The sequence below is a fragment of the Streptomyces sp. WAC00040 genome (assembly GCF_056835925.1).
Window position 1 is genome coordinate 139,702 of record NZ_JAKQZE010000004.1, and the last position, 24,174, is coordinate 163,875.

The following is a 24,174-nucleotide window of genomic DNA, read 5'->3' on the forward strand; positions in this document are numbered from 1 at the left end:
CGTCACACTCCAAGCTTGCGGTCGAGGAACTGGAGAAGGTCTTCTGTGCTGCCGGCCTCGATCTCGATCTCCGGTGCGTCGGGGACGACGGTTCGTGCGAGGCCGTCCTTGAGCTCCAGGAGGCGGGAAACCAGTCCCTGCTCCTGGAGTTGTTGCGGAGTCGCGGCACGCAGGAGGTCCACCAGGCTGTCGATCTGTGTCTTCGTCACGTGCGCACCGGCGCGGGAGACGGCGGTCCGGACGACGCCGGCCTGCGCCGTTGCCTCGGATGTGCAGCGGTCGAGGAGGAGGTCGGCGACGGCGGCGGGGGTGGGATGGTCGAAGGCGAGGGTGGCGGGCAGCGCCACCTCGGTCGCCGCGGACAACCGGCGACGCAGCTCGACCGCCATCAGCGAGTCCAGGCCGAGCTCCTTGAACGCCTGGTGATCACCGACACCGTCCGCGCTGGACGCCCCCAGCACGACCGCCGCCTCAGAACGCACCAACTGGACCAGATACGGCAGCCGTTCGCCCTCCGCCAGCCCCGCCAGCCGGTCACGCAACACGCTGCCCCGGCCACCGGAGGGGGTGCCGGCCGCCGGGCGGGGGCGCCTCCTGCGCACGAGTGCCCGCAGCAGGGCGGGCGGGTCCTCGACCCGCGCCGTCTCCAGCCTGACCGGAACGAGGTGCGCATACGACTGGAGCATGGCGGCGTCCAACGCCGCCAGTGCCTGCTGCTGGCTGAGAGCGCCGAAGCCCTGGCGCCGCATCCGCGCCACGTCCGCCTCCCCCAGCCCGGCAGTCAGCCCGAGACCGGCCTGCTGCCACAGACCCCAGGAGAGGCTGGTCGCGGCCAGACCCTGACTACGGCGGAGGGCGGCGAGCGTGTCCAGCGCCGTGTTGGCGGCGGCGTAGTTGCTCTGACCGGCCGTGCCCAGCACACCCGACGCCGACGAGAACAACACGAACGCCGCCAACTCAAGACCGAGTTCGCGGGTGAGGTCGTGCAGGTGCAGCGCACCCTCGGTCTTCGGACCCAGGACGCGGGCCAGACGGTCGCTGTCCTGACCCTGGAGGAGTCCGTCGTCGAGGACGGCGGCGAGGTGGAACACACCGGTCCACGGGTGGGCGGTGTCCACGCCGGTGAGCAGGGCACGGACCTGGGCGCGGTCGGCCACGTCACACGCGACGACCTCGACACGCTCGGCACCCGCCGCGGTCAACTCCGCAACCAGGCCTGACACACCAGGTGCGTCCGTGCCACGACGTGAGGTCAGCACCAGACGGCGCACCCCATGCTCATGGACCAGGTGACGGGCCAACGCCTGACCCAACTCCCCCGTGCCGCCCGTGATCAGGACCGTGCCGGCAGGATCCAGCCCACGCGTCTGCGCGCCGGCGGCTGCCGACGCCCGGACCAGTCGGGCCGCCAGCACCTTGCCTGCGCGGACGATCAGCTCGGGCTCGTCCGCCACTCGCACGGCCGACGCCAAGCCCTCATCGGTGTCGGTGTCGATCAGGCGGATCACCCGCTCGGGGTGCTCACTGCGCGCCGAACGCACCAGACCCCACAACGACGCCTGGCCCACGTCCACGGCGTCCTCACCGACCGCACCGCAGGTCACCAACACGATCTCGGCTGTGTCGCCGGTCAACGCCTGCTGAAGTTCGGCCAGTCCACGTCCGGCGACCTCCGTCACCGCACCCGACCAGCCCCGCGCGTCGATCACCAGCCGCTCGGCGTCCTGTGCCTGAGAGCCGGCCGTGACCGGCTGGAAGTCCACCCGGTACAGGTGGTCGACGGACACCGACGCGGCGGCGCGGATCTGCTCCGCCGTGGCCGGCCGCAGCAGCAGCCCTTCGACCGCCGCAATCGGAACACCGGCTTCGTCGGCGACCCGGATCCGGGCCGTCGAGTTCTCACTGTCCATCTCGGCACGGACCCGCAGCACGGAGCCCGCCACCGCCTCAAGGCTCACCCCGGTCCACTCGAACGGCAGCAGCACGCTGTCCTCGGTGCTCTGCTCCGCCATGGCGGCCTTGAGCACATGCAGCGCCGTGTCCAGCAACGCGGGATGGATGCCGTAGCCGTCGGTCGTGACGTCCTCGGGCAGCCGCACCAGGCCATAAGCCGTGTCGCCATCACGCCACAACTCGCTCAAGCCCCGGAACACCGGACCGTAGGCAATGCCCTGCTCCGCGAACCGCTCATAGAAACCGTCCAGGTCCACCCGCTGCGCACCCGCCACCGGCCACTGCGCCAACGCCTCGAACCCGCCGGACGCGACGGCCGGTGCCTCACTCAGCACGCCGGACGCATGCCGCACCCACTCACCGTCCTCACCACGCCGGCTGTAGACCGCCACCGCACGACGACCATCCGGACCGGGCGCCCCCACCGTCACCTGAAGCCGCAGCTCACCCTCCAGCGGAACGACCAGCGCCTCCAGGAGCGCCAGCTCCTCCACCCGGCCCGCACCCACGAAATGGCCCGCCGACAAAGCGAGTTCCAACAACGCGGTGCCAGGGACGATCACCGTGCCGAACACCGCATGATCGGCCAACCAGCCGAACTCACGCAGCGACACACGACCGCTGAACACATGACCCTCGCCGTCGGCGAGCGCGGTCACCGCACCCAGCCACGGATGCCCGGCCGACTCCAACCCCACCGAGGTCACATCACCCGACGCCTTGGTGACGGTGTCCAGCCAGAAACGTTCGCGCTGGAAGGCATAGGTCGGCAGGTCCACCACCGGACCGTGCGTTCCCAGCAGGGGCTCCCAGGCCACCTCGACGCCCGCCACGTGCAGCAGCGTCACCATGCGCGCCATCTGCGCCAGATCCCCGCGCTCGCGCTGGAGCGTGCCGACGACCACACCCCGCCCGGCACTGCCGTCCGTCAACGGCATGATCAGGACCGGGTGGGGGCTGACCTCCACGAACACGTCCAGCCCGTCCGCGAGCAGCGCCTGCTGCGCCGCATCGAGGCGCACCGGCCGGCGGAGGTTGCGGCACCAGTACGCGGCATCGAGCGCCGTGCCCTCCAGCAGCGCGCCGGTGACCGTCGAGTAGAACGGCACCTGTCCCGGGCGCGGCCGCAGCGGGGCGAGGCGGGCCTCCAGGTCGGGCAGCAGGGCGTCCATGTGGTGGCTGTGGGAGGCGACCGGCGCCTCCAGCCACCCGCACGACACATCCGCGTCGTCCAGTCGGAACAGGAGGTCCTCCACCGCTTCGGCGTCACCCGATACCGACACCGACCGGGGTGTGTTGACCGCCGCGACCGACACGGCCTCTCCGTACGGGGCGATCCATTCCTGCACCTCGTCGAGCGGGAGTTCCACCACCGCCATACGGCCCACACCGGCGACCGTCTGCAGCGCGGCGCTGCGCACACCGATCACCCGTGCACCGTCCTCGACGGACAGCGCACCGGCCACCACCGCGGCAGCCACCTCACCCTGCGAATGGCCCACCACCGCAGCCGGCTCCACGCCCAAGGACCGCCACACCGCAGCCAAGCCCACATACACCGCGAACATCACCGGCTGCAGCACATCCAGCCGCGACCAGTCCTCCACGCACCCTTCCCGCAGCAGGCCCTCCACCGACCGGTCCAAATACGGCGCCAGCGCCTGATCACACTCACGCACCGCGTCGGTGAACACCTGCGACTGCTCCAGCAGTTCACGCCCCATCCCCGCCCACTCACTACCCTGACCCGGGAAGACGAACACGGTCCTTCCGTGCTCCTGCTGTGTTCCGGTGAGGAGATCGGGATGGGTCCGGTCCTCGGCGAGGGCTCGCAGCAGTTCGGCTGCGTGTGCGGCCGTGCCGGCCATGACGACGGCACGCTCGCCGAGGTGGGTGCGGTGCTGGGCCGCGGTGGCGGCGATGTCCCGCAGGGGCGTGCCGGGGTGGGCGATGAGCCAGTCGGCCCAGCGTCCGGCCTGCTCGCGCAGCGCCGCCCGGCTCGTGCCGGAAAGCACCACCGGCAAGGGCGTGCCGGGAGCGGCATCGGTCGCCGGCGACGGGGTGGTGGGGGACGCGGTGGTGGGTGCTTCTTCGATGACGACGTGGGCGTTGGTGCCGCTCAGGCCGAAGGAGGAGACGCCGGCGCGGCGGGTCCGCTCGCCCTTGTGCCAGGGCTGCGGCTGCTGGAGGAGAGCGAGTCCGTTGTTGTCCCAGTCGATGTGGGGGCTCGGGTCGTCGGCGTGCAGGGTCCGGGGCAGCGTCTCGTGCTGGAGGGCGAGGACCATCTTCATGATGCCGACGACGCCGGCGGCGGCCTGTGTGTGGCCGAGGTTCGACTTGGCCGACCCGAGGAACACCTGATGTTCGCCGAAGACTTCGGCGAGAGCACCCGCTTCGATCGGGTCACCCAAGGCGGTACCGGTGCCGTGGGCCTCGATCGCGTCGATGTCCGCGGGGGTGAGCCCGCCGGCGGCCAGGGCGTCGCGGACGACGCGCTGCTGGGAGGGTCCGTTGGGGGCAGTCAGACCCTGGCTGCGGCCGTCCTGGTTGACCGCGGAGCCGCGGACCACGGCCAGGACGCGGTCGCCGTCACGCTCGGCAGCCGACAAACGCTTGAGCACGAGCATGCCGACGCCTTCCGACCAGCCTGCGCCGTCGGCCTGGGCCGCGAAGCTCTTGCAGCGGCCGTCGGGGGAGGTCGTCTTGAGCCGGCTGAACTCGACGTACGACATCGGCGTCGACATCACGGTGACACCGCCGGCGAGGGCGAGGTCGCACTCGCCCTGCCGCAGTGCGGTGGCCGCCAGGTGGAGGGCGACGAGGGAGGACGAGCAGGCCGTGTCGATCGTGACGGCCGGGCCCTGCAGGCCCAGCGCGTAGGAGATCCGGCCGGAGACGATGCTTCCGGCATTGCCCGTTCCGAGGTAGCCGTCGAGGGCGTCGAGGCCCTGGCCCTGGCGGTCGTAGTCCGAGCTCATCGCGCCGAGGTAGACCCCGGTACGGCTGCCGGTGAGTGTGCCGGGGCGGATGCCGGCGCGCTCCAGCGCCTCCCACGACGCCTCCAGCACCAGGCGCTGCTGCGGGTCCATCGACTGCGCCTCACGCGGGCTGATGCCGAAGAACGCGGCATCGAAGTCCTCGACACCGTCGAGGAATCCGCCCTCGCGGGTGTAGCTCTTGCCGACGGCATCGGGGTCGGGGTCGTACAGGTCCAGGCCGTCCCAGCGGGACGGTGTCCCTCCGATGGCGTCACCGCCTGAGGTCAGGAGTTCCCAGAAACCTTCGGGGGTGTCGATGCCGCCCGGCAGGCGGCACGCCATCGACACGATGGCGATCGGGTCGTCGGCCGTGCCGCGCTCGAGTACGGGGGCCGACGGGTGTGCCGCGGCCGTGGCGGCCAGGTCGAGACGGTCGAGGAGCAGGCCGGCGACGGCGACGGGGGTGGGATAGTCGAAAGCGAGGGTGGCGGGCAGGGCCACCTCGGTCGCCGCGGACAGCTGTCGCCGCAGCTCGACCGCCATCAGCGAGTCCAGCCCCTGCTCGGAGAAGAGTTGCTGCGGCTTGATGGCGTCGGCATCGGCGAGGCCCAGCACGACCGCCGCTTCACGCTGTACGAGCTGCACCAGATATGGGAGCCGTTCGGCCTCCGGCAGCGACGCCAGCCGGTCACGCAACGCCGTGACCTGACCGCCGGAATTGGTGCCGGCTGCCGGGCGGGTGCGCCTCCTGCGCACGAGTGCCCGCAGCAGGGCGGGCGGGTCCTCGACCCGCGCCGTCTCCAGCTTGACCGGAACGAGGTGCGCATACGGCTGGAGCATGGCGGCGTCCAACGCGACGAGTGCCTGCTGCTGCGTGAGGGCACCGATGCCTCGCCGGGCGAGCCTGACGAGTTCGGCCTGGCCGAGATGGGCGGCGAGGCCCGTTCCGGTCTGTTCCCACAGGCCCCAGGAGAGGCTGGTCGCGGCCAGGCCCTGACTACGGCGGAGGGCGGCGAGCGTGTCCAGTGCCGTGTTGGCGGCGGCGTAGTTGCTCTGGCCGGTGCTGCCGAGGACGCCGGAGGTGGAGGAGTAGAGGACGAAGGCGGCGAGATCGAGGCCGAGTTCACGGGTGAGGTCGTGCAGGTGCAGCGCACCCTCGGTCTTCGGACCCAGGACGCGGGCCAGACGGTCGCTGTCCTGACCCTGGAGGAGTCCGTCGTCGAGGACGGCGGCGAGGTGGAACACACCGGTCCACGGGTGGGCGGTGTCCACGCCGGTGAGCAGGGCACGGACCTGGGCACGATCGGCCACGTCACACGCGACGACCTCGACACGCTCGGCACCCGCCGCGGTCAACTCCGCCACCAGGTCGGACACACCGGGTGCGTCCGTGCCACGACGTGAGGTCAGCACCAGACGGCGCACGCCATGCTCGTGGACCAGGTGACGGGCCAACGCCTGGCCCAACTCGCCCGTGCCGCCCGTGATCAGGACCGTGCCGGCAGGATCCAGCCCACGGCTCTGCGCGCCGGCGTCTGCCGACGCCCGGACCAGTCGGGCCGCCAGCACCTTGTCTGCGCGGACGATCAGCTCGGGCTCGTCCGCCACTCGCAGGGCCGATGCCAGGTCCTGGGTGTCGGTGTCGGTGTCGATCAGGCGGATCACCCGCTCGGGGTGCTCACTGCGCGCCGAACGCACCAGACCCCACAACGACGCCTGGCCCACGTCCGTGGCGTCCTCACCGACCGCACCGCAGGTCACCAACACGATCTCGGCTGTGTCACCGGTCAACGCCTGCTGGAGTTCGGCCAGTCCACGTCCGGCGACCTCCGTCACCGCACCCGACCAGCCCCGCGCGTCGATCACCAGCCGCTCGGCGTCCTGTGCCTGAGAGCCGGCCGTGACCGGCTGGAACTCCACCCGGTACAGGTGGTCCACCGACGTCGAGGCACGGATCTGCTCGGCGGTCACCTCGCGCAGGTCGAGACGGCCGGACAGAACAGGCCCGCCGGCCGGATCGGCGACCCACAGCCGAAGGGACGTCCCCGAGGGGTCGAGATCCGCACGGACACGCAACTCGCTGCCGCCCATCGCCGACAGGTCCACCTGCGCCCACTCGACCGGCAGCAGAGCGCCATCCAACCGCTCCCGCGCGGCCGCCGAGCCCTTCAACACATGCAGCGCCGTGTCGAGGAGTGCGGGATGGATGCCGTAGCCGTCGGTCGTGACGTCCTCGGGCAGCCGCACCAGGCCATAAGCCGTGTCGCCGTCACGCCACAACTCGCTCAAGCCCCGGAATGCGGGGCCGTAGGCAATGCCCTGCTCCGCGAACCGCTCATAGAAACCGTCCAGGTCCACCCGCTGCGCGCCCGCCACCGGCCACTGCGCCAACGCCTCGAACCCCTCGGACGCGACGGCGGTATCCGACCCGGGTACCGGCCCAGCCACGGTCCCTTCGGCGTGACGTACCCATGGGGCATCCGCACCCGCAGCGCTGCTGTAGACGGCCACGGCGCGACGGCCCTCGGCATCGGCCGCGTCCACGGTTACCTGGAGGCGCAGTTCGCCCTGCTCCGGGACGACGAGCGCTTCGAGGAGTGTGAGTTCCTCCACCCGGTCGGCGCCGACGAAATGGCCTGCGGAGAAGGCGAGTTCGAGCAGTGCGGTGCCGGGGACGATCACCGTGCCGAACACCGCGTGATCGGCCAACCAGCCGAACTCACGCAGCGACACACGACCGCTGAACACATGACCCTCGCCGTCGGCGAGCGCGGTCACCGCACCCAGCCACGGATGCCCGGCCGACTCCAACCCCACCGAGGTCACATCACCGGAGGTGGACACCTGCTGCCAGTAGCGTTCGCGTTGGAAGGCGTAGGTGGGCAGGTCGATACGGGTGGCGCCGGTCCCCGTGAACAGGGCGTCCCAGTCGACGTCCTGGCCGAGGACGTGCAGTTCGGTGAGTGCGGTCAGCACCCCGGCGACCTCGTCCGCACCCTTGCGGGCACTGGCGACGAACCGGACGGGTGTGTCCTCGGGCAGGTTCTCCGCCGCGGCCGCCGTCAGCACACTTTGCGGGCCCAGTTCAAGGAAACGTTCGGCGCCTGCAGCCGCCAAGAACCGCATGTCGTCGGCGAAGCGGACCGCATCACGCACATGCCGCACCCAGTAGCCCGCATCCCGGGCACCGCCGACCGGCGGCATCGCAATCCTCGGCTCGGCATACGTGATCGAAGCAGCAACCTCCTCGAACGCGGCCAGCATCGGATCCATCAACCGCGAATGGAACGCATGCGACACCCGCAACGACCTCGTCCCGCAACCCGAAGCCTCCAACCGCCGGGCAACCGCCTCCACCTCCCCCCGCTCACCCGACACCACCACCGAACGCGGGCCGTTCACCGCCGCAATATCCACCCCACCCAACAACGGCCGCACCTCGTCCTCCGAAGCACGCACCGACACCATCGCCCCACCCGACGGCAACCCACCCATCAACCGGCCACGCGCCTCCACCAAACGACACGCATCCTCGAGCGAGAACACCCCCGCCACACACGCCGCCGCAATCTCCCCCACCGAATGCCCCGCCACAAACGACGCAGACACCCCGAACGACTCCACCAAACGGAACAACGCCACCTCGAACGCGAACAACCCCGGCTGCGCCCACTCCGTCCGCTCCACCAACCCCTCGTCCGAACCGAACACCACCCCCTTCACATCCCCATCGAAGAAACCGCACACCTCATCGAAAGCCGACGCGAACACCGGGAACGCCTCATACAACCCCCGCCCCATCCCCGCCCGCTGACTCCCCTGACCCGCAAACAAGAACGCCGCACCAACCGACGAACCAGAACCAGAAGCCGTGCCGGTGACCGCACCCGCAGCCGAACGCCCCTCCCCCACCGCCCGCAAACCAGCAACCGCCTCCGCCACCGAACCGGCAACCACACCCGCCCGACACCCGAACCGCGTGCGCCCCGCCGCCGAGAACGCCACATCGGCGAGAACCGACTCCTCCCCGTCACAGGCCTCCAACCAATCGGCCAGACGCACCGCGTTCTCCCGCAACGCCCCCTCGTCCCGACCCGACACCACCACCGGAACCACCGGCAGCCCGCCCACCCCCTGCGAAGACTCCACCGGCACCACCGCCGGAGCCTCCTCCAACACCACATGCGCATTCGTCCCGCTCAACCCGAACGAGGACACACCCGCCCGGCGGGTCCGCTCGCCTTTGCTCCAGGGCTGCGGCTGCTGGAGCAGGGCAAGGCCGCTGTCGTCCCACTCGACGTGGGGGCTCGGCTCGTCGGCGTGCAGAGTGCGAGGCAGTGTCTCGTGCTGGAGGGCGAGGACCATCTTCATCACGCCGATCACGCCGGCGGCGGCCTGCGCATGCCCGAGGTTCGACTTCGACGATCCGAGGAACACTTGGTGCTCGCCGAAGACTTCGGCGAGAGCGCCGGCCTCGATCGGATCACCCAGCGAGGTGCCGGTGCCGTGTGCCTCGATCGCGTCGATGTCGGCGGGGGTGAGGCGGGCGGCGGCCAGGGCGTCCTGGATCACGCGCTGCTGGGAGGGCCCGTTGGGCGCGGTCAGGCCCTGGCTGCGGCCGTCCTGGTTGACCGCGGAGCCGCGGATCACGGCCAGGACGCGGTCGCCGTCACGCTCGGCAGCCGACAGTCGCTTCAGGAGTACGACGCCGCATCCCTCTGCCCAGCCGACGCCGTCTGCCGCGGCGGAGAAGCTCTTGCAGCGCCCGTCGGGGGCCATGCCCTTGAGGCGGCTGAACTCCACGAGGAGCGAGGGGGTCGACATGACGGTCACGCCGCCGGCGAGGGCGAGGTCGCACTCGCCCTGCCGCAGTGCGGTGGCCGCCAGGTGGAGGGCGACGAGGGACGAGGAGCAGGCCGTGTCGATGGTGACGGCGGGGCCCTGCAGGCCCAGCGCGTAGGACACGCGTCCCGACACCACGCTGCTCGCGTTGCCGGTCTTCACGTAGCCGTCGAGGGCGTCGAGGTCGTGGCCCTGGTGGTTGCCGTAGTCGGTGCTCATCGTGCCGAGGTAGACGCCGGTGCGGCTGCCGGTGAGTGTGCCGGGGCGGATGCCGGCGCGCTCCAGCGCCTCCCACGACGCTTCCAGGACCAGGCGCTGCTGCGGGTCCATCGACTGGGCCTCGCGCGGGCTGATGCCGAAGAACGCGGCGTCGAAGTCCTCGACACCGGTGAGGAATCCGCCCTCGCGTGCGTAGCTCTTGCCCACGGCTTGGGGATCGGGGTCGTAGTAGTCCAGGCCGTCCCAGTGCGACGGAGACTCCCCGACGACGTCCCGCCCTTCTGCCAGCAGCTGCCAGAAACCCTCGGGTGTGTCGATGCCGCCCGGCAGTCGGCACGCCATCGACACGACCGCGATCGGCTCGTGGAAGCGGGCCTCGAGATCCGCCGCGCGCTTCTGGAGGAGGCGGATGGCGGGCAGGGCGCGTTCCAGCTGAGCCTGATTCGAGTTAGTCATCTCTGCGGTTCCCTAAACAAACGTCAGCGGAAATTGGGGCAGCGTCTTCGGGGCGGAAAGCGACGGGTCCTCTCAGTCGCCTGCGCCTGCGGCTTCCAGGAAGGCGTTGAGCTCGGCGTTGATGTCGTCGACCGACCGCTCCTCCAGGCGGGGGGCGTCGGAGGGCCGGAGGGTGGGGGCGGAGGGGTCGGCGGTGCCGTTCCCGCTCTCCCTGTTCGCCAGGTCGACGAGCATGTCGAGCAGGCCGCTGCGGTGCAGCTGATCGGCGGACAGGCGCTGGAGTACCCAGTCCAGTACGGCGGGAGGGCTGTCGGGGGACGGTTCTTGCCGGCCGGCGTCGGCGGCGATACCCAGCCGGTCGATCACCAGGTCCGTGATGGCGCCGGGGGTCGGATAGTCGAACACCAGGGTGGCGGGCAATGTGGTGCCGGTGGCCGCAGCGAGCCGCCTGCGCAGCTCGACCGCCATCAGCGAGTCCAGACCCAGTTCCTTGAGCACCTGGTCCGGTCCCAGGCCGGAGATGTCGCTGATGCCGAGGACCACTGCCAGTTCGCTGAGGACCACGTGCTGGACGCGCTGTGTGCGCTGTGTCTCCGGCAAGGTCGCCAGCTCGTCGCGCAGGGACGACGGGGCGTCGCCGGTCCGGCCGGCCGCCCGGCGCAGCTGCGGCCGGACCAGCAGACGCAGGAGGGCAGGGAGCGTAGCGCTCTTCTCCGCTTCCCGACGGACCGCCGCAAGGTCGAGAACGGCCGGTACGAGGTGGCTGTCCTGGCCGTGGAGCGCCCGGTCGAGGAGCCGCAGACCCTGGGCAACGGGCAGTGGGGCGATGCCCTGGCGGCGCATTCGGGCCAGTTCGGCCTGGCCGAGATGGGCGGTCATGCCGCCGTTCCCGGCCTGCTGCCACAGGCCCCAGGAGAGGCTGGTCGCGGCCAGGCCCTGACTACGGCGGAGCGCGGCGAGCGTGTCCAGCGCCGTGTTGGCGGCGGCGTAGGTGCTCTGACCAGCCGTGCCCAGCACCCCGGCTGCGCCGGAGTAGAGGACGAAGGCGGCGAGATCGAGGCCGAGTTCGCGGGTGAGGTCGTGCAGGTGCAGCGCACCCTCGGTCTTCGGGCCCAGGACGCGGGCCAGACGGTCAGGGGTCTGGTCGGTGAGAAGCCCATCGTCGAGGACGGCGGCGAGGTGGAACACACCGGTCCACGGGTGGGCGGTGTCCACGCCGGTGAGCAGGGCACGGACCTGGGCGCGGTCGGCCACGTCACACGCGACGACCTCGACACGCTCGGCACCCGCCGCGGTCAACTCCCCCACCAACTCATCGGCGCCAGGTGCGTCCGTGCCACGACGTGAGGTCACCACCAGACGACGCACCCCATGCTCATGGACCAGGTGACGGGCCAACGCCTGACCCAACTCCCCCGTGCCGCCCGTGATCAGGACCGTGCCGGCAGGATCCAGCCCACGGCTCTGCGCGCCGGCGTCTGCCGACGCCCGGACCAGTCGGGCCGCCAGCACCTTGCCTGCGCGGACGATCAGCTCGGGCTCGTCCGCCACTCGCACGGCCGACGCCAAGCCCTCATCGGTGTCGGTGTCGATCAGGCGGATCACCCGCTCCGGGTGCTCACTGCGCGCCGAACGCACCAGACCCCACAACGACGCCTGGCCCACGTCCACGGCGTCCTCACCGACCGCACCGCAGGTCACCAACACGATCTCGGCTGTGTCACCGGTCAACGCCTGCTGAAGTTCGGCCAGTCCACGTCCGGCGACCTCCGTCACCGCACCCGACCAGCCCCGCGCGTCGATCACCAGCCGCTCGGCGTCCCGTGCCTGAGAGCCGGCCGTGACCGGCTGGAACTCCACCCGGTACAGGTGGTCCACCAACGTCGAGGCACGGATCTGCTCGGCGGTCACCTCGCGCAGGTCGAGACGGCCGGACAGAACAGGCCCGCCGGCCGGATCGGCGACCCACAGCCGAAGGGACGTCCCCGAGGGGTCGAGATCCGCACGGACACGCAACTCGCTGCCGCCCATCGCCGACAGGTCCACCTGCGCCCACTCGACCGGCAGCAGAGCGCCATCCAACCGCTCCCGCGCGGCCGCCGAGCCCTTCAACACATGCAGCGCCGTGTCGAGGAGTGCGGGATGGATGCCGTAGCCGTCGGTCGTGACGTCCTCGGGCAGCCGCACCAGGCCATAAGCCGTGTCGCCGTCACGCCACAACTCGCTCAAGCCCCGGAACACCGGACCGTAGGCAATGCCCTGCTCCGCGAACCGCTCATAGAAACCGTCCAGGTCCACCCGCTGCGCGCCCGCCACCGGCCACTGCGCCAACGCCTCGAACCCGCCGGACGCGACGGCCGGTGCCTCACTCAGCACGCCGGACGCATGCCGCACCCACTCACCGTCCTCACCACGCCGGCTGTAGACCGCCACCGCACGACGACCATCCGGACCGGGCGCACCCACCGTCACCTGAAGCCGCAGCTCACCCTCCAGCGGAACGACCAGCGCCTCCAGGAGCGTCAGCTCCTCCACCCGGCCCGCACCCACGAAATGGCCCGCCGACAAAGCGAGTTCCAACAACGCGGTGCCAGGGACGATCACCGTGCCGAACACCGCATGATCGGCCAACCAGCCGAACTCACGCAGCGACACACGACCGCTGAAGACGTGGCCTTCGCCGTCGGCGAGCGCGGTCACCGCACCCAGCCACGGATGCCCGGCCGACTCCAACCCCACCGAGGTCACATCACCGGAGGTGGACACCTGCTGCCAGTAGCGTTCGCGTTGGAAGGCGTAGGTGGGCAGGTCGATACGGGTGGCGCCGGTCCCCGTGAACAGGGCGTCCCAGTCGATGTCCTGGCCGAGGACGTGCAGTTCGGTGAGTGCGGTCAGGACGGCACGCGGTTCGTCCAGTCCCTTGCGCAGGGCAGGAACGACCCGCGCGCCCGAGTCGGTCAGGCAGTCCTGGGCCATCGCGCTCAAAACCGCACCCGGACCGATCTCCACACAGGCGCCGGCACCCTGCCCCTCGACCCACCGCATGTCGTCGGCGAAGCGGACCGCATCACGCACATGCCGCACCCAGTAGCCCGCATCCCGGGCACCGCCGACCGGCGGCATCGCAATCCTCGGCTCGGCATACGTGATCGAAGCAGCAACCTCCTCGAACGCGGCCAGCATCGGATCCATCAACCGCGAATGGAACGCATGCGACACCCGCAACGACCTCGTCCCGCAACCCGAAACCTCCAACCGCCGGGCAACCGCCTCCACCTCCCCCCGCTCACCCGACACCACCACCGAACGCGGCCCGTTCACCGCCGCAATATCCACCCCACCCAACAACGGCCGCACCTCGTCCTCCGAAGCACGCACCGACACCATCGCCCCACCCGACGGCAACCCACCCATCAACCGGCCACGCGCCTCCACCAAACGACACGCATCCTCGAGCGAGAACACCCCCGCCACACACGCCGCCGCAATCTCCCCCACCGAATGCCCCGCCACAAACGACGCAGACACCCCGAACGACTCCACCAAACGGAACAACGCCACCTCGAACGCGAACAACCCCGGCTGCGCCCACTCCGTCCGCTCCACCAACCCCTCGTCCGAACCGAACACCACCCCCTTCACATCCCCATCGAAGAAACCGCACACCTCATCGAAAGCCGACGCGAACACCGGGAACGCCTCATACAACCCCCGCCCCATCCCCGCCCGCTGACTCCCCTGACCCGCAAACAAGAACGCCGCACCAACCGACGAACCAGAACCAGAAGCCGTGCCGGTGACCGCACCCGCAGCCGAACGCCCCTCCCCCACCGCCCGCAAACCAGCAACCGCCTCCGCCACCGAACCGGCAACCACACCCGCCCGACACCCGAACCGCGTGCGCCCCGCCGCCGAGAACGCCACATCGGCGAGAACCGACTCCTCCCCGTCACAGGCCTCCAACCAATCGGCCAGACGCACCGCGTTCTCCCGCAACGCCCCCTCGTCCCGACCCGACACCACCACCGGAACCACCGGCAGCCCGCCCACCCCCTGCGAAGACTCCACCGGCACCACCGCCGGAGCCTCCTCCAACACCACATGCGCATTCGTCCCGCTCAACCCGAACGAGGACACACCCGCCCGGCGGGTCCGCTCGCCTCGTGGCCAGGCGGTGAGCTCGTCGATGACGTGGACCGGCAGGTCGTCCCAGGCGATGTTCGGGTTGCGGGGGGTGCTGTGCATCGTGGGGGGCAGGGCCTCGTTGCGGAACGAGGCGAGGACCTTGCAGACGCCTGCGATGCCGGCGGCGGACTCCAGGTGGCCGATGACGCTCTTGGCGGTGCCGAGGGCGAGTGGCTGCTCGGGGGTGCGGCCGTTTCCGTACACGGCGGCGAGGGCCTGTACCTCGATGGGGTCTCCGAGGGCTGTGCCGGTGCCGTGGCACTCGACGTAGTCGATGTCGGTCGGGGTCAGGCCGGCGGAGCGGAGGGCGGCGCGGATGACCTTCTGCTGCGAGGTGCCGTTGGGTGCCGTGATGCCGCTGCTTGCGCCGTCGTGGTTGATCGCGGTCGCCCGGACGACGCCGAGTACGTCGCGGCCCTGCTCGAGGGCGTCGGTGAGGCGCATGACGGCGACGACGCCGACGCCTTCGCCGCGGCCGTATCCGTCGGCCGCCGCGGAGAAGGTCTTGCTGCGGCCGTCGGCGGCCAGTGCGTGCGAGCGGCTGAGGGCGACGAAGGCGCCGGGGTCGGCGAGGACCTGGACGCCGCCGGCGAGGGCGAGTTCGCACTCGTCGTTGCGCAGCGCCTCGCAGGCGAGGTGCAGGGCGACCAGCGAGGACGAGCAGGCGGTGTCGACGGCCAGGGCGGGGCCCTGCAGGCCGAGGTGGTAGGAGAGCCGTCCGGCGTTGAAGCTCGGGAGGCTGCCGGTCAGGGTGTAGGTGTCGGGGCCGGAGCCCTGGCGGTACTTGCCGTATTCGCCGGGCCCTGCGCCGATGAAGACGCCGGTCCGGCTGTCGCGCAGGTCGCGGGGGCGCAGGCCGGCGTTCTCCAGTGAGGTCCAGGCGGCTTCCAGCAGCAGTCGGTGCTGGGGGTCCATCGGTTCGGCTTCGCGCGGGCTGATGCCGAAGAACGCCGCGTCGAACGATGCCACGTCGTCGAGGAGGGAGGCGTGGCGGACGTAGGTCTTTCCTTCGGCGTCGGGGTCGGCGTCGTAGAACCGGTCCACGTCGAAGCGGTCGGTGGGGATGGGTGAGAGGGTGTCGCGGCCTTCGGCCAGTACGTTCCAGAAGCTTGCCAGGTCGTTCGCGTCGCCCGGCATGCGCAGGCCCACGCCGACGACGGCCAGTGGTTCGTCGGTGCGGCCCCCGGCGGGGGCGGGGGCGGGTGTGTCGGCGTCGGTGGCCGGGGTGAGTCGGTCGAGCAGCCACCGGGCGACGGCCAAGAGGTTCGGGCAGTCGTAGATCAGTGTCCTGGGGGTGGTGATGCCGACGCGGTCCTGGATCCGGTGGCTGAAGGCGATGGCCATCATCGAGTCGAAGCCGAGGTCCTTGAAGCCCCGCTCGGGGTCGAGGGCTGCCGGGCTCTGCATGCCGAGCACGGCTGCTGCCTCTGCTGCCAGGAGGTCCTGGACGTGGAGGAGCCGGGCTTCGTCGGTCAGGCCGAGGAGTGTGTCGCGCAGTGTCGCGGTGTGGCCGGTGCCGGTGTGCGGCTCGCTCGCGGCGCGGGCTTCGGGGATCTCGCTCAGCACGGCGCGCAGGGGGCCGCGTGGGCAGAAGGCGGGGACGGCGTGGGCCCAGTCCATGTGCGCGACGACGGTGGTGCGCCCGGCGGCCAGGGCCAGGTCCAGGCCGGTGAGGGCTTTGGCGGCCGGCATGGGGACGAGTCCGTTGCGGCGCAGCAGGGTGCCGGTGGCGCCGTCGGCCATGCCGCCGTCGGACCATGGGCCCCAGGCGACGCAGACCGCGGGGAGTCCGGCTGCCCTGCGGTGTGCGGCCAGGGCGTCGAGGCCGGCGTTGGCCATGGCGTAGCCGGCCTGTCCGGTGTTGCCGAGGGTTCCGATGACGGACGAGAACAGTACGAACGCGTCCAGTTCGCGGTCCTGGGTGAGGGCGTGGAGGTTCCAGGCTCCGCCGAGTTTGGGTGCCGCGATCGTTTCGACCTCGGCCGTGGTGAGGGTGGCCAGCAGTTTGTCGTCGAGGACGCCGGCGGTGTGGAACACGGCGCGCAGGGGGGCCTGTTCGTCGCGGTCGAGGGTGGCGAGGAGTTCGGCCGTGCGGGCGGGGTCGCTGATGTCGCAGGCGGCGAGGGTGACGCGGGTGCCTGTGGTCTCGAGTTCCGCCTTCAGTTCGGCGGCGCCGGGGGCGTCGGGGCCGCGCCGGGATGCCAGCACGAGGTGTTCGGTGCCGTGTGCGGCCAGGTGGCGTGCGAGGTGGGCGGCGAGGGCGCCGCTGCCTCCGGTGATGAGGGCGGTGCCGCGGCCTGTCCGTGCCGGGGCGGCGGTGTCGGGTGCGGCGGCGCGGCGGAGCCGTCGTACGAGGCGGCCGCAGGGGCGCAGTGCGACGTGTTCTTCCGCGTCGGTGCCGGTGACGGTGGCCAGGAGTTGCAGCGTGGCCTGTGTGTCGATCTCCTCGGGGAGGTCGATCAGTCCGCCCCAGCGGTTGGGGTGTTCGAGGGCGATCACGTGTCCCAGGCCCCAGGTCTGTGCCTGCCACGGGCGGGGGACGGTGTCGTCGGGGTGGGCCTGTATCGCGCCGCGGGTGAGGATCCACAGCGGTGCCTGTATCCCGTGGTCGCCGAGGGCCTGGGTGAGGGCGAGGGTCTGGGAGGTGCCGCAGGGCGGTGCGGCGTCGGCCTCAAGGTCATGGTCGGGGTCGACGGCTTCGTCGAGGGGGGTGAAGGCGAGCACGCCGCGCAGGTGGGTGGCTGTCGGGGCGGGGATTCCGGCCAGGTGGGCGCTGAAGTGTTCGCGTTCGCCGGCTGCGGGGACGACGTGCACCTTCGCGCCGGCCGCTTCGAATGTCCGGGCCAGTCCGGGCGGCGGGGCGACCAGCAGCCAGGGGCCGCGGACGGCGACGGGTGCGGGGGCGGGGGCGGGGGCGTTGTGCCAGGTCTCCTCGTAGAGCCAGTCCGCCACTTCGCCGGTGTGGGTGTGGCGGCTGTGCCAGGCGGCGAGGTGCGGCAGCATCGCGGCCACGGTCGTGCTGTCGTCGGCTCCGAGGAGGCGGGCGAGTTCCTCGGTCTCGCCGCGTTGGACGGCGTCCCACAGGGCGTCCTCGGCGTGGGTCCGGGTGCGGGTGGGGGTGGTGTCGGTGGGTGCGTCGAGCCAGTAGCGTTCGCGTTGGAAGGCGTAGGTGGGCAGGTCGATACGGGTGGCGCCGGTTCCCGTGAACAGGGCGTCCCAGTCGATGTCCTGGCCGAGGACGTGCAGTTCGGTGAGTGCGGTCAGCACCCCGGCGACCTCGTCCGCACCCTTGCGGGCACTGGCGACGAACCGGACGGGTGTGTCCTCGGGCAGGTTCTCCGCCGCGGCCGCCGTCAGCACACTTTGCGGGCCCAGTTCAAGGAAACGTTCGGCGCCTGCAGCCGCCAAGAACCGCATGTCGTCGGCGAAGCGGACCGCATCACGCACATGCCGCACCCAGTAGCCCGCATCCCGGGCACCGCCGACCGGCGGCATCGCGATCCTCGGCTCGGCATACGTGATCGAAGCAGCAACCTCCTCGAACGCGGCCAGCATCGGATCCATCAACCGCGAATGGAACGCATGCGACACCCGCAACGACCTCGTCCCGCAACCCGAAGCCTCCAACCGCCGGGCAACCGCCTCCACCTCCCCCCGCTCACCCGACACCACCACCGAACGCGGGCCGTTCACCGCCGCAATATCCACCCCACCCAACAACGGCCGCACCTCGTCCTCCGAAGCACGCACCGACACCATCGCCCCACCCGACGGCAACCCACCCATCAACCGGCCACGCGCCTCCACCAAACGACACGCATCCTCGAGCGAGAACACCCCCGCCACACACGCCGCCGCAATCTCCCCCACCGAATGCCCCGCCACAAACGACGCAGACACCCCGAACGACTCCACCAAACGGAACAACGCCACCTCGAACGCGAACAACCCCGGCTGCGCCCACTCCGTCCGCTCCACCAACCCCTCGTCCGAACCGAACACCACCCCCTTCACATCCCCATCGAAGAAACCGCACACCTCATCGAAAGCCGACGCGAACACCGGGAACGCCTCATACAACCCCCGCCCCATCCCCGCCCGCTGACTCCCCTGACCCGCAAACAAGAACGCCGCACCAACCGACGAACCAGAACCAGAAGCCGTGCCGGTGACCGCACCCGCAGCCGAACGCCCCTCCCCCACCGCCCGCAAACCAGCAACCGCCTCCGCCACCGAACCGGCAACCACACCCGCCCGACACCCGAACCGCGTGCGCCCCGCCGCCGAGAACGCCACATCGGCGAGAACCGACTCCTCCCCGTCACAGGCCTCCAACCAATCGGCCAGACGCACCGCGTTGTCTGCCAGGGCGCCGGGGGTGTGCCCGGACAGGGGCAGGACCACGGGGATCTCGGGCGTGCCGGAGCGGCCTGTGACGGCGGTCCAGTCGACGTGGTGGCCGTCGCACCACAGGCGGCCGGTCAGGTCTTCCAGTGCCGGGCGGGAGGGCTGGTCGCGCAGGCAGGTGGCGAGCACCCGGCCGGCTGTCGTGGTGCCGGTCGTGCCGTCGGCGAGGGCCGCGAGAGTGCGTTCGATGGAGTGCCGGGCGATCGGGTGCGGGCTGATCTCGACGATGCGCAGAGTGTCGTACCGGTCGGCGAGGGCGTGTACGGCCTCGGTCAGGAGCATGGGCTGGGACATGTTGCGTGCCCAGTAGGCTGCGTCGAGGGCGGTGCCTTCGACGGGGGTGCCGGTGACGGTCGACAGCAGGGGGACGGTGGTGGTGCGTCCGCGTATGTCGGCCAGGCGGGCGGTCAGTTCGGGTGCGAGGTCGCGCAGGGCCGCGCTGTGGGCGGCGTAGTCGATGTTGACGCGGTGGACGCGGACGCCGTCGTCGGTGAGGGCGCGTTCGGTGTGGGCGACGGCGGCGAGGGGGCCGGCCAGGCACACCTGGTCGGGGGCCAGGTGGCCGGCGATGCTCAGTGGTGTGCCGGCGACGAGGGCGCGTGCCTGGTCGAGGGGGAGGTCGCAGACGACGAGGGTGCCGTGGCCGCTTGCGTGTTCGGCGATGAGCGCGGACCAGGTGGTGATGATCCTGGCGCCTTCCCGCAGGGTCAGGGCGCCGGAGACCACACCGGCGGCGACTTCGCCGACGCTCTGTCCCAGGACGGCGTCGGGGGTCTGCCCCCAGGCCTCGAGGGTGCGGGCGAGGGCGATCTGGAGGGCGAAGAGCACGGGCTGGAGGATGTCCGTGCGGTGGAGGGCGGTGCGGTGTTCGGGGGCGCAGAGCTGTTCGGTGACGGACCAGCCGGTGCATTCCCGTACGGCGGCGTCGCAGTCGGCGAGTGCTGTGCGGAAGGCGGGTTCGGTGAGCAGGTCGCGTCCCATGCCGAGCCACTGTGAGCCGTGGCCGGAGAAGAACCAGACGAGGGCGGGGCGTTGGTCGCCGGTGGTGGGGTGCGCGTCGGGGGTGTCGAGGTGTGCGGCGAGGGTGTCGGCGGCCCGGGCGGGGTGGTCGGCGGCGGCGAAGAGGCGGTAGGGGCCGGTGCCGGGTGCGGTGGGGGTGGCGCCGTTGCGGATGCCGTCGATGAGGTCGTGGGCTGCTCGGGTCAGGGCGGTGGGGGTGTCGGCGCCGACGGCGAGCAGGGTGCGGGGCCGGGCGGGGGGTGCTTCCAGGGCGATGTGGGCGTTGGTGCCGCCGAAGCCGAAGCCGCTGACGCCGGCGTAGCGGTGGCGGGCCGATGGCCAGGGCCGGTGGGTGGTGACGACTTCGAGGCGGTTGCCGGTGAAGTCGATGTGCGGGTTGGGGGTGCGGAAGTGGAGGCTGGCGGGGAGTTCGCCGTGGTGGAGGGCGAGGGCGGTCTTCATGAGGCCGACGACACCGGCGGCGGGTTCGAGGTGCCCGAAGTTGGTCTTGGCGGAGCCGATGTGCAGTGGCTCGGTGCGGCCGGGGGCGAACACGGAGCCGAGGGCTTCGGCTTCGATGGGGTCGCCGAGGAGGGTGCCGGTGCCGTGGGCCTCGATGTAGGAGACGTCCTTGGGGGCGATGCCGGCGTCCTGCCAGGCGGTGCGCAGGACGTCGCTCTGGGCCTTTGGGTTGGGGGCGGTCAGGCCGTTGGAGGCGCCGTCGTTGTTGACGGCGGTGCCGCGGATGACGGCGTAGATGCGGTCGCCTGCGGCGAGGGCGTCGGACAGGCGGCGCAGGACGACGACGCCGCATCCTTCGCCGCGTACGTAGCCGGCTGCGTCGGCGTCGAAGGCGCGGCACTGGCCGTCGGGGTTCAGGCCGCCGAACTTGGTCATGGCGACGGTGGTGTGGGGGTGGAGCATGACGTTGACGCCGCCGGCGAGGGCGGTGTCGGTTTCGCCGTTGCGCAGGCTCTGTACGGCGAGGTGGGTGGCGGTGAGGGAGGAGCTGCACGCGGTGGCGACGGCGATGGCGGGGCCTTGGAGGCCGAGGGTGTAGGCGATGCGGGCGGGGATGACGGAGTTGTCCCAGCCGGTGGCGGAGTGGGTGGCGATCTGTGCGGGGTCGGCTCCGGTCGCCAGGTGGTATTCCTGGGCCATGGTGCCGAGGAAGACGCCGGTGCGGGTGCCGGTGAGGTCGGCGGGCCGGATGTGTGCGTCCTCGAGTGCGGCCCAGGCGACTTCGAGGGCCATGCGCTGCTGGGGGTCCATCTGGCGTGCTTCGGCGGGTGAGATGCGGAAGAACCCGGCGTCGAAGTCGGCGATGTCGTCGAGGAATCCGCCGCGGCGGGTGGTCGTCCGGCCGGGGGCGTCGGGGTCTTCGTCGTGCCAGTCGTCGATGTTCCAGCGGTCGGCGGGTACGTCGCGGACGGCGTCGAGGCCGTCGGTGAGGGCCTGCCACAGGGCATGGGGGCTGTCGACGCCGCCGGGCAGGCGGCAGCCGAGGCCGACGATGGCGACGGGTTCGTGGTGGTGGCTCTGGCGGGCGGCCGGGGCGCCGGGCGCGGGGGCCGGGGCGGGGTCGCCGGCGAGGTGGGCGGCGAGGGCGGAGACGGTGGGGTACTGCCAGGCGGTCCAGCTGGGGACCGGGTGGCCGAGGTGGGCGGAGAGCCGGCCGGTCAGGGCGATGGTGTGGACGGAGGTCATGCCCAGTTCGTGCAGGGGCCGGTCGGCGGTGACGGACCGGGGGGTGGTGCCGAGCAGGTCGGCGACGGTTTCCTGGATGAACTGTGCGATGTCCTGGGCGGTGGAAGAGGAACCGCTGTCGCCGTTCTCCTTGGCCATGCTCATGTGTTCACCCTCGCCCTTCTGCGACCGATGTCCGTGCGGGTGGCACCCCTTTCCGCGCCCGGACGCAACCGCATCCACCCTGGTGGGGGCGGCTCGGGGCGTGCTCGAGCGGCCGTCCAGACGGGCCGAGGGCCGCTCCGACGGTGCGGGGCGGCCCTCGTGCAAGGAGGTTGGGAACTGTCGGCCTTTGAGCACTGGCAGAAGCAGCTCACCAGCACCACCCGTAGGGCCACCCGTCACGATGCGGCCGGCATCGCGATCGGACGACGCGCCCAGGGGTGTCCGGTCCGGCGTCGGACGGCACCGCCCCGCATCCACCAGAGCGATGGTTGCGGGCATCGGACCGTCCAGGCCCCACCGGACACCCCCGGGGCGTGAGGGGCCCCGCCACCGCGTTCCCGGACCACGGACCCGATCCGTGCCACCGGACACGGAGCGAACGCGGGCGACCAGGACACCCAAAACCGTTCGGGATGTCCGCAGCGAGCAGGAATGGGTTCAAGACTCACTCCCGCTCACTGAATGGGAACGGTGTGTTCAGGTGGTCAGCGTTCGGCGCCGGCGGCGGCCGGCTCGGGGGTGAGGGGGCCGCTGCCGCCGTACCGGGACTTGTCGGCGGGTGTCAGGAAGCGGCGGTCGGCGATGCGTGCGTACACGGTGGCCGCCTCGGTGGGGGTGCGTTCCATGGTGGTGCGGTCGACGCGGTAGAGGCCGAAGCGGGGGGTGTAGCCGCCGAGCCATTCGAAGTTGTCGAGCAGGCTCCAGTGGTAGTAGCCGCGGATGTCGGTGCCTTCGGTGCGCAGGCGCTGGATCTGTTCGAGGGCGCGTACGAGGTGTTCGGCGCGGCGCTTGCCGGATTCGGTGGCCAGGCCTGACTCGGTGACGACGAGCGGCAGGCCGGGGTAGCGGCTGCTGATCTCCTTGAGGACGGTGTAGAGGCCCTCGGGGTTGGTCTCGTAGCCCATGGTGGGGACGTAGTACGTCTTGTCGAGCAGGGGCAGGCTCGGTTCGTTCAGGCAGACCTCGACGTTGAGGACGGGGTAGAGGATGCCGGCCGGGTCGGAGCCGGGGGCGGAGACGCCGGTGCGGGAGTAGCTCTGCGGGCCGAGCCAGTCGATCTTGTTCTTCCACTCGGGGTGGGCCTCGTCCATGGTGCCGTCGAGGTCCTGGTCGAACCGGCCCTGCCACAGCGAGTCGACGACGCTGTAGTCGATGAACTGGCGGTAGCGGTCGCGGGCGGCGATGTCCTTGGGGTCGTTGCTGAGTTTGCCGTCGTGGACCGGGACGTATTCCTGGGCGCCGGTGGTCAGGCCGACGCTGGAGGGTGCGCCGTCGCCGTCGGTGTCGGTGCGGTCGGCGCTCTTGATGGCGTCGTACATGGCCACGTGGGCCTGGATGTAGGTGCGTTGGGCGGCGGCGAAGCGTTTCACGTCGCCCTGCAGCAGGCTGGACTTGCCGGGCGGTCCGGCGCCGAAGGAGTGGGAGAGGGTCATGTAGACCATGGGTTCGTTGACGGTGACCCATTCGTCGACGCGGTCGCCGAACGTGGTGGCGAGGAGTGCGGCGAATTCGGCCATTTCCTTGACGACCAGCGGGCCGCCCTGGGGGTGGTCGAGGCCGCACAGGTTGGTGTCGCGGGGCCCGTTCGCGCATTCGTTGTCGGCCGGGTCGTCGACCCATACCGGATTGGCGAAGTGGTGCACGGTGATCATGGGGCGGATGCCCTTGGCGGCGAGGGCGTCGAGTTGCTTCTTGTAGTGGGCGAGGGCGTTCTTGTCGATGACGTTGCGCCGGGGTTCGATGCGCGCCCATTCGACGCCGAATCGGTAGGAGTCGACATTCAGGTCGTCGATGAGGCGGACGTCCTGGAGTGCTTTCGAGTAGCCTTTGACGCCTTCTCCGACGAAGGGGCTCTTGCCCATTCCCTCGGGCGCCGGGAGGGTCCACTTGTACCAGTCGGTGTTGGTGTTCCGGTCTTCGATCTGGGTGGCGGAACTGGCCACTCCGAACCGGAATCCGTTCTTGCCCGCGGGGCTGGATATCGGTCCAATGGGAGGGAAGGCGCCGTTCTTCGCGTGCGGGTGCCGGGAGTTCGGCTCCTGCTGCTCTCCGGCGTTCACTTCCATGGCCAGCACCGTCGTCATCGCCAGGGCGACGGCGAGTGCCGGCAGAGCTATGCGCTTCACGTCTTCTCCTTGATAAATCTACAGAAAGAAGCCGGCCGGGTCGTCGGGGGGCGTGGGGCCCCCGGTCCGGTCCGGCCGGCTGCGGTCGTCAGGGGGCG

General features: G+C 71.0%; 2 protein-coding genes and 2 pseudogenes. 1 reads left to right on the plus strand and 3 read right to left on the minus strand.

What is annotated here, in order from left to right; genetic code table 11:
* Positions 1 to 2: 2 nt before the first annotated feature.
* Together MDN94_RS31245 and MDN94_RS31250 are read right to left on the minus strand one after the other, a co-directional pair.
* Positions 3 to 10,355: pseudogene (locus MDN94_RS31245) on the minus strand (type I polyketide synthase); the annotation flags it as partial.
* Positions 10,356 to 10,520: 165 nt separating this feature from the next.
* On the minus strand, positions 10,521 to 21,890 hold the full coding sequence (locus tag MDN94_RS31250; RefSeq protein ID WP_482729220.1) for an SDR family NAD(P)-dependent oxidoreductase: 11,370 nt from the start codon (positions 21,888 to 21,890) through the stop codon (positions 10,521 to 10,523).
* A 189-nt stretch (positions 21,891 to 22,079) separates the two neighbouring features.
* Here MDN94_RS31250 and MDN94_RS31255 point away from each other — a divergent pair.
* Positions 22,080 to 22,413: pseudogene (locus tag MDN94_RS31255) on the plus strand (IS200/IS605 family accessory protein TnpB-related protein); the annotation flags it as partial.
* Positions 22,414 to 22,435: 22 nt separating this feature from the next.
* Here MDN94_RS31255 and MDN94_RS31260 read toward each other — a convergent pair.
* Positions 22,436 to 24,076 carry a glycoside hydrolase family 1 protein gene (locus MDN94_RS31260; RefSeq protein ID WP_482729221.1) on the minus strand — a complete coding sequence of 547 codons (1,641 nt, stop codon included), beginning with the start codon at positions 24,074 to 24,076 and terminating at the stop codon, positions 22,436 to 22,438.
* Positions 24,077 to 24,174 lie beyond the last annotated feature (98 nt).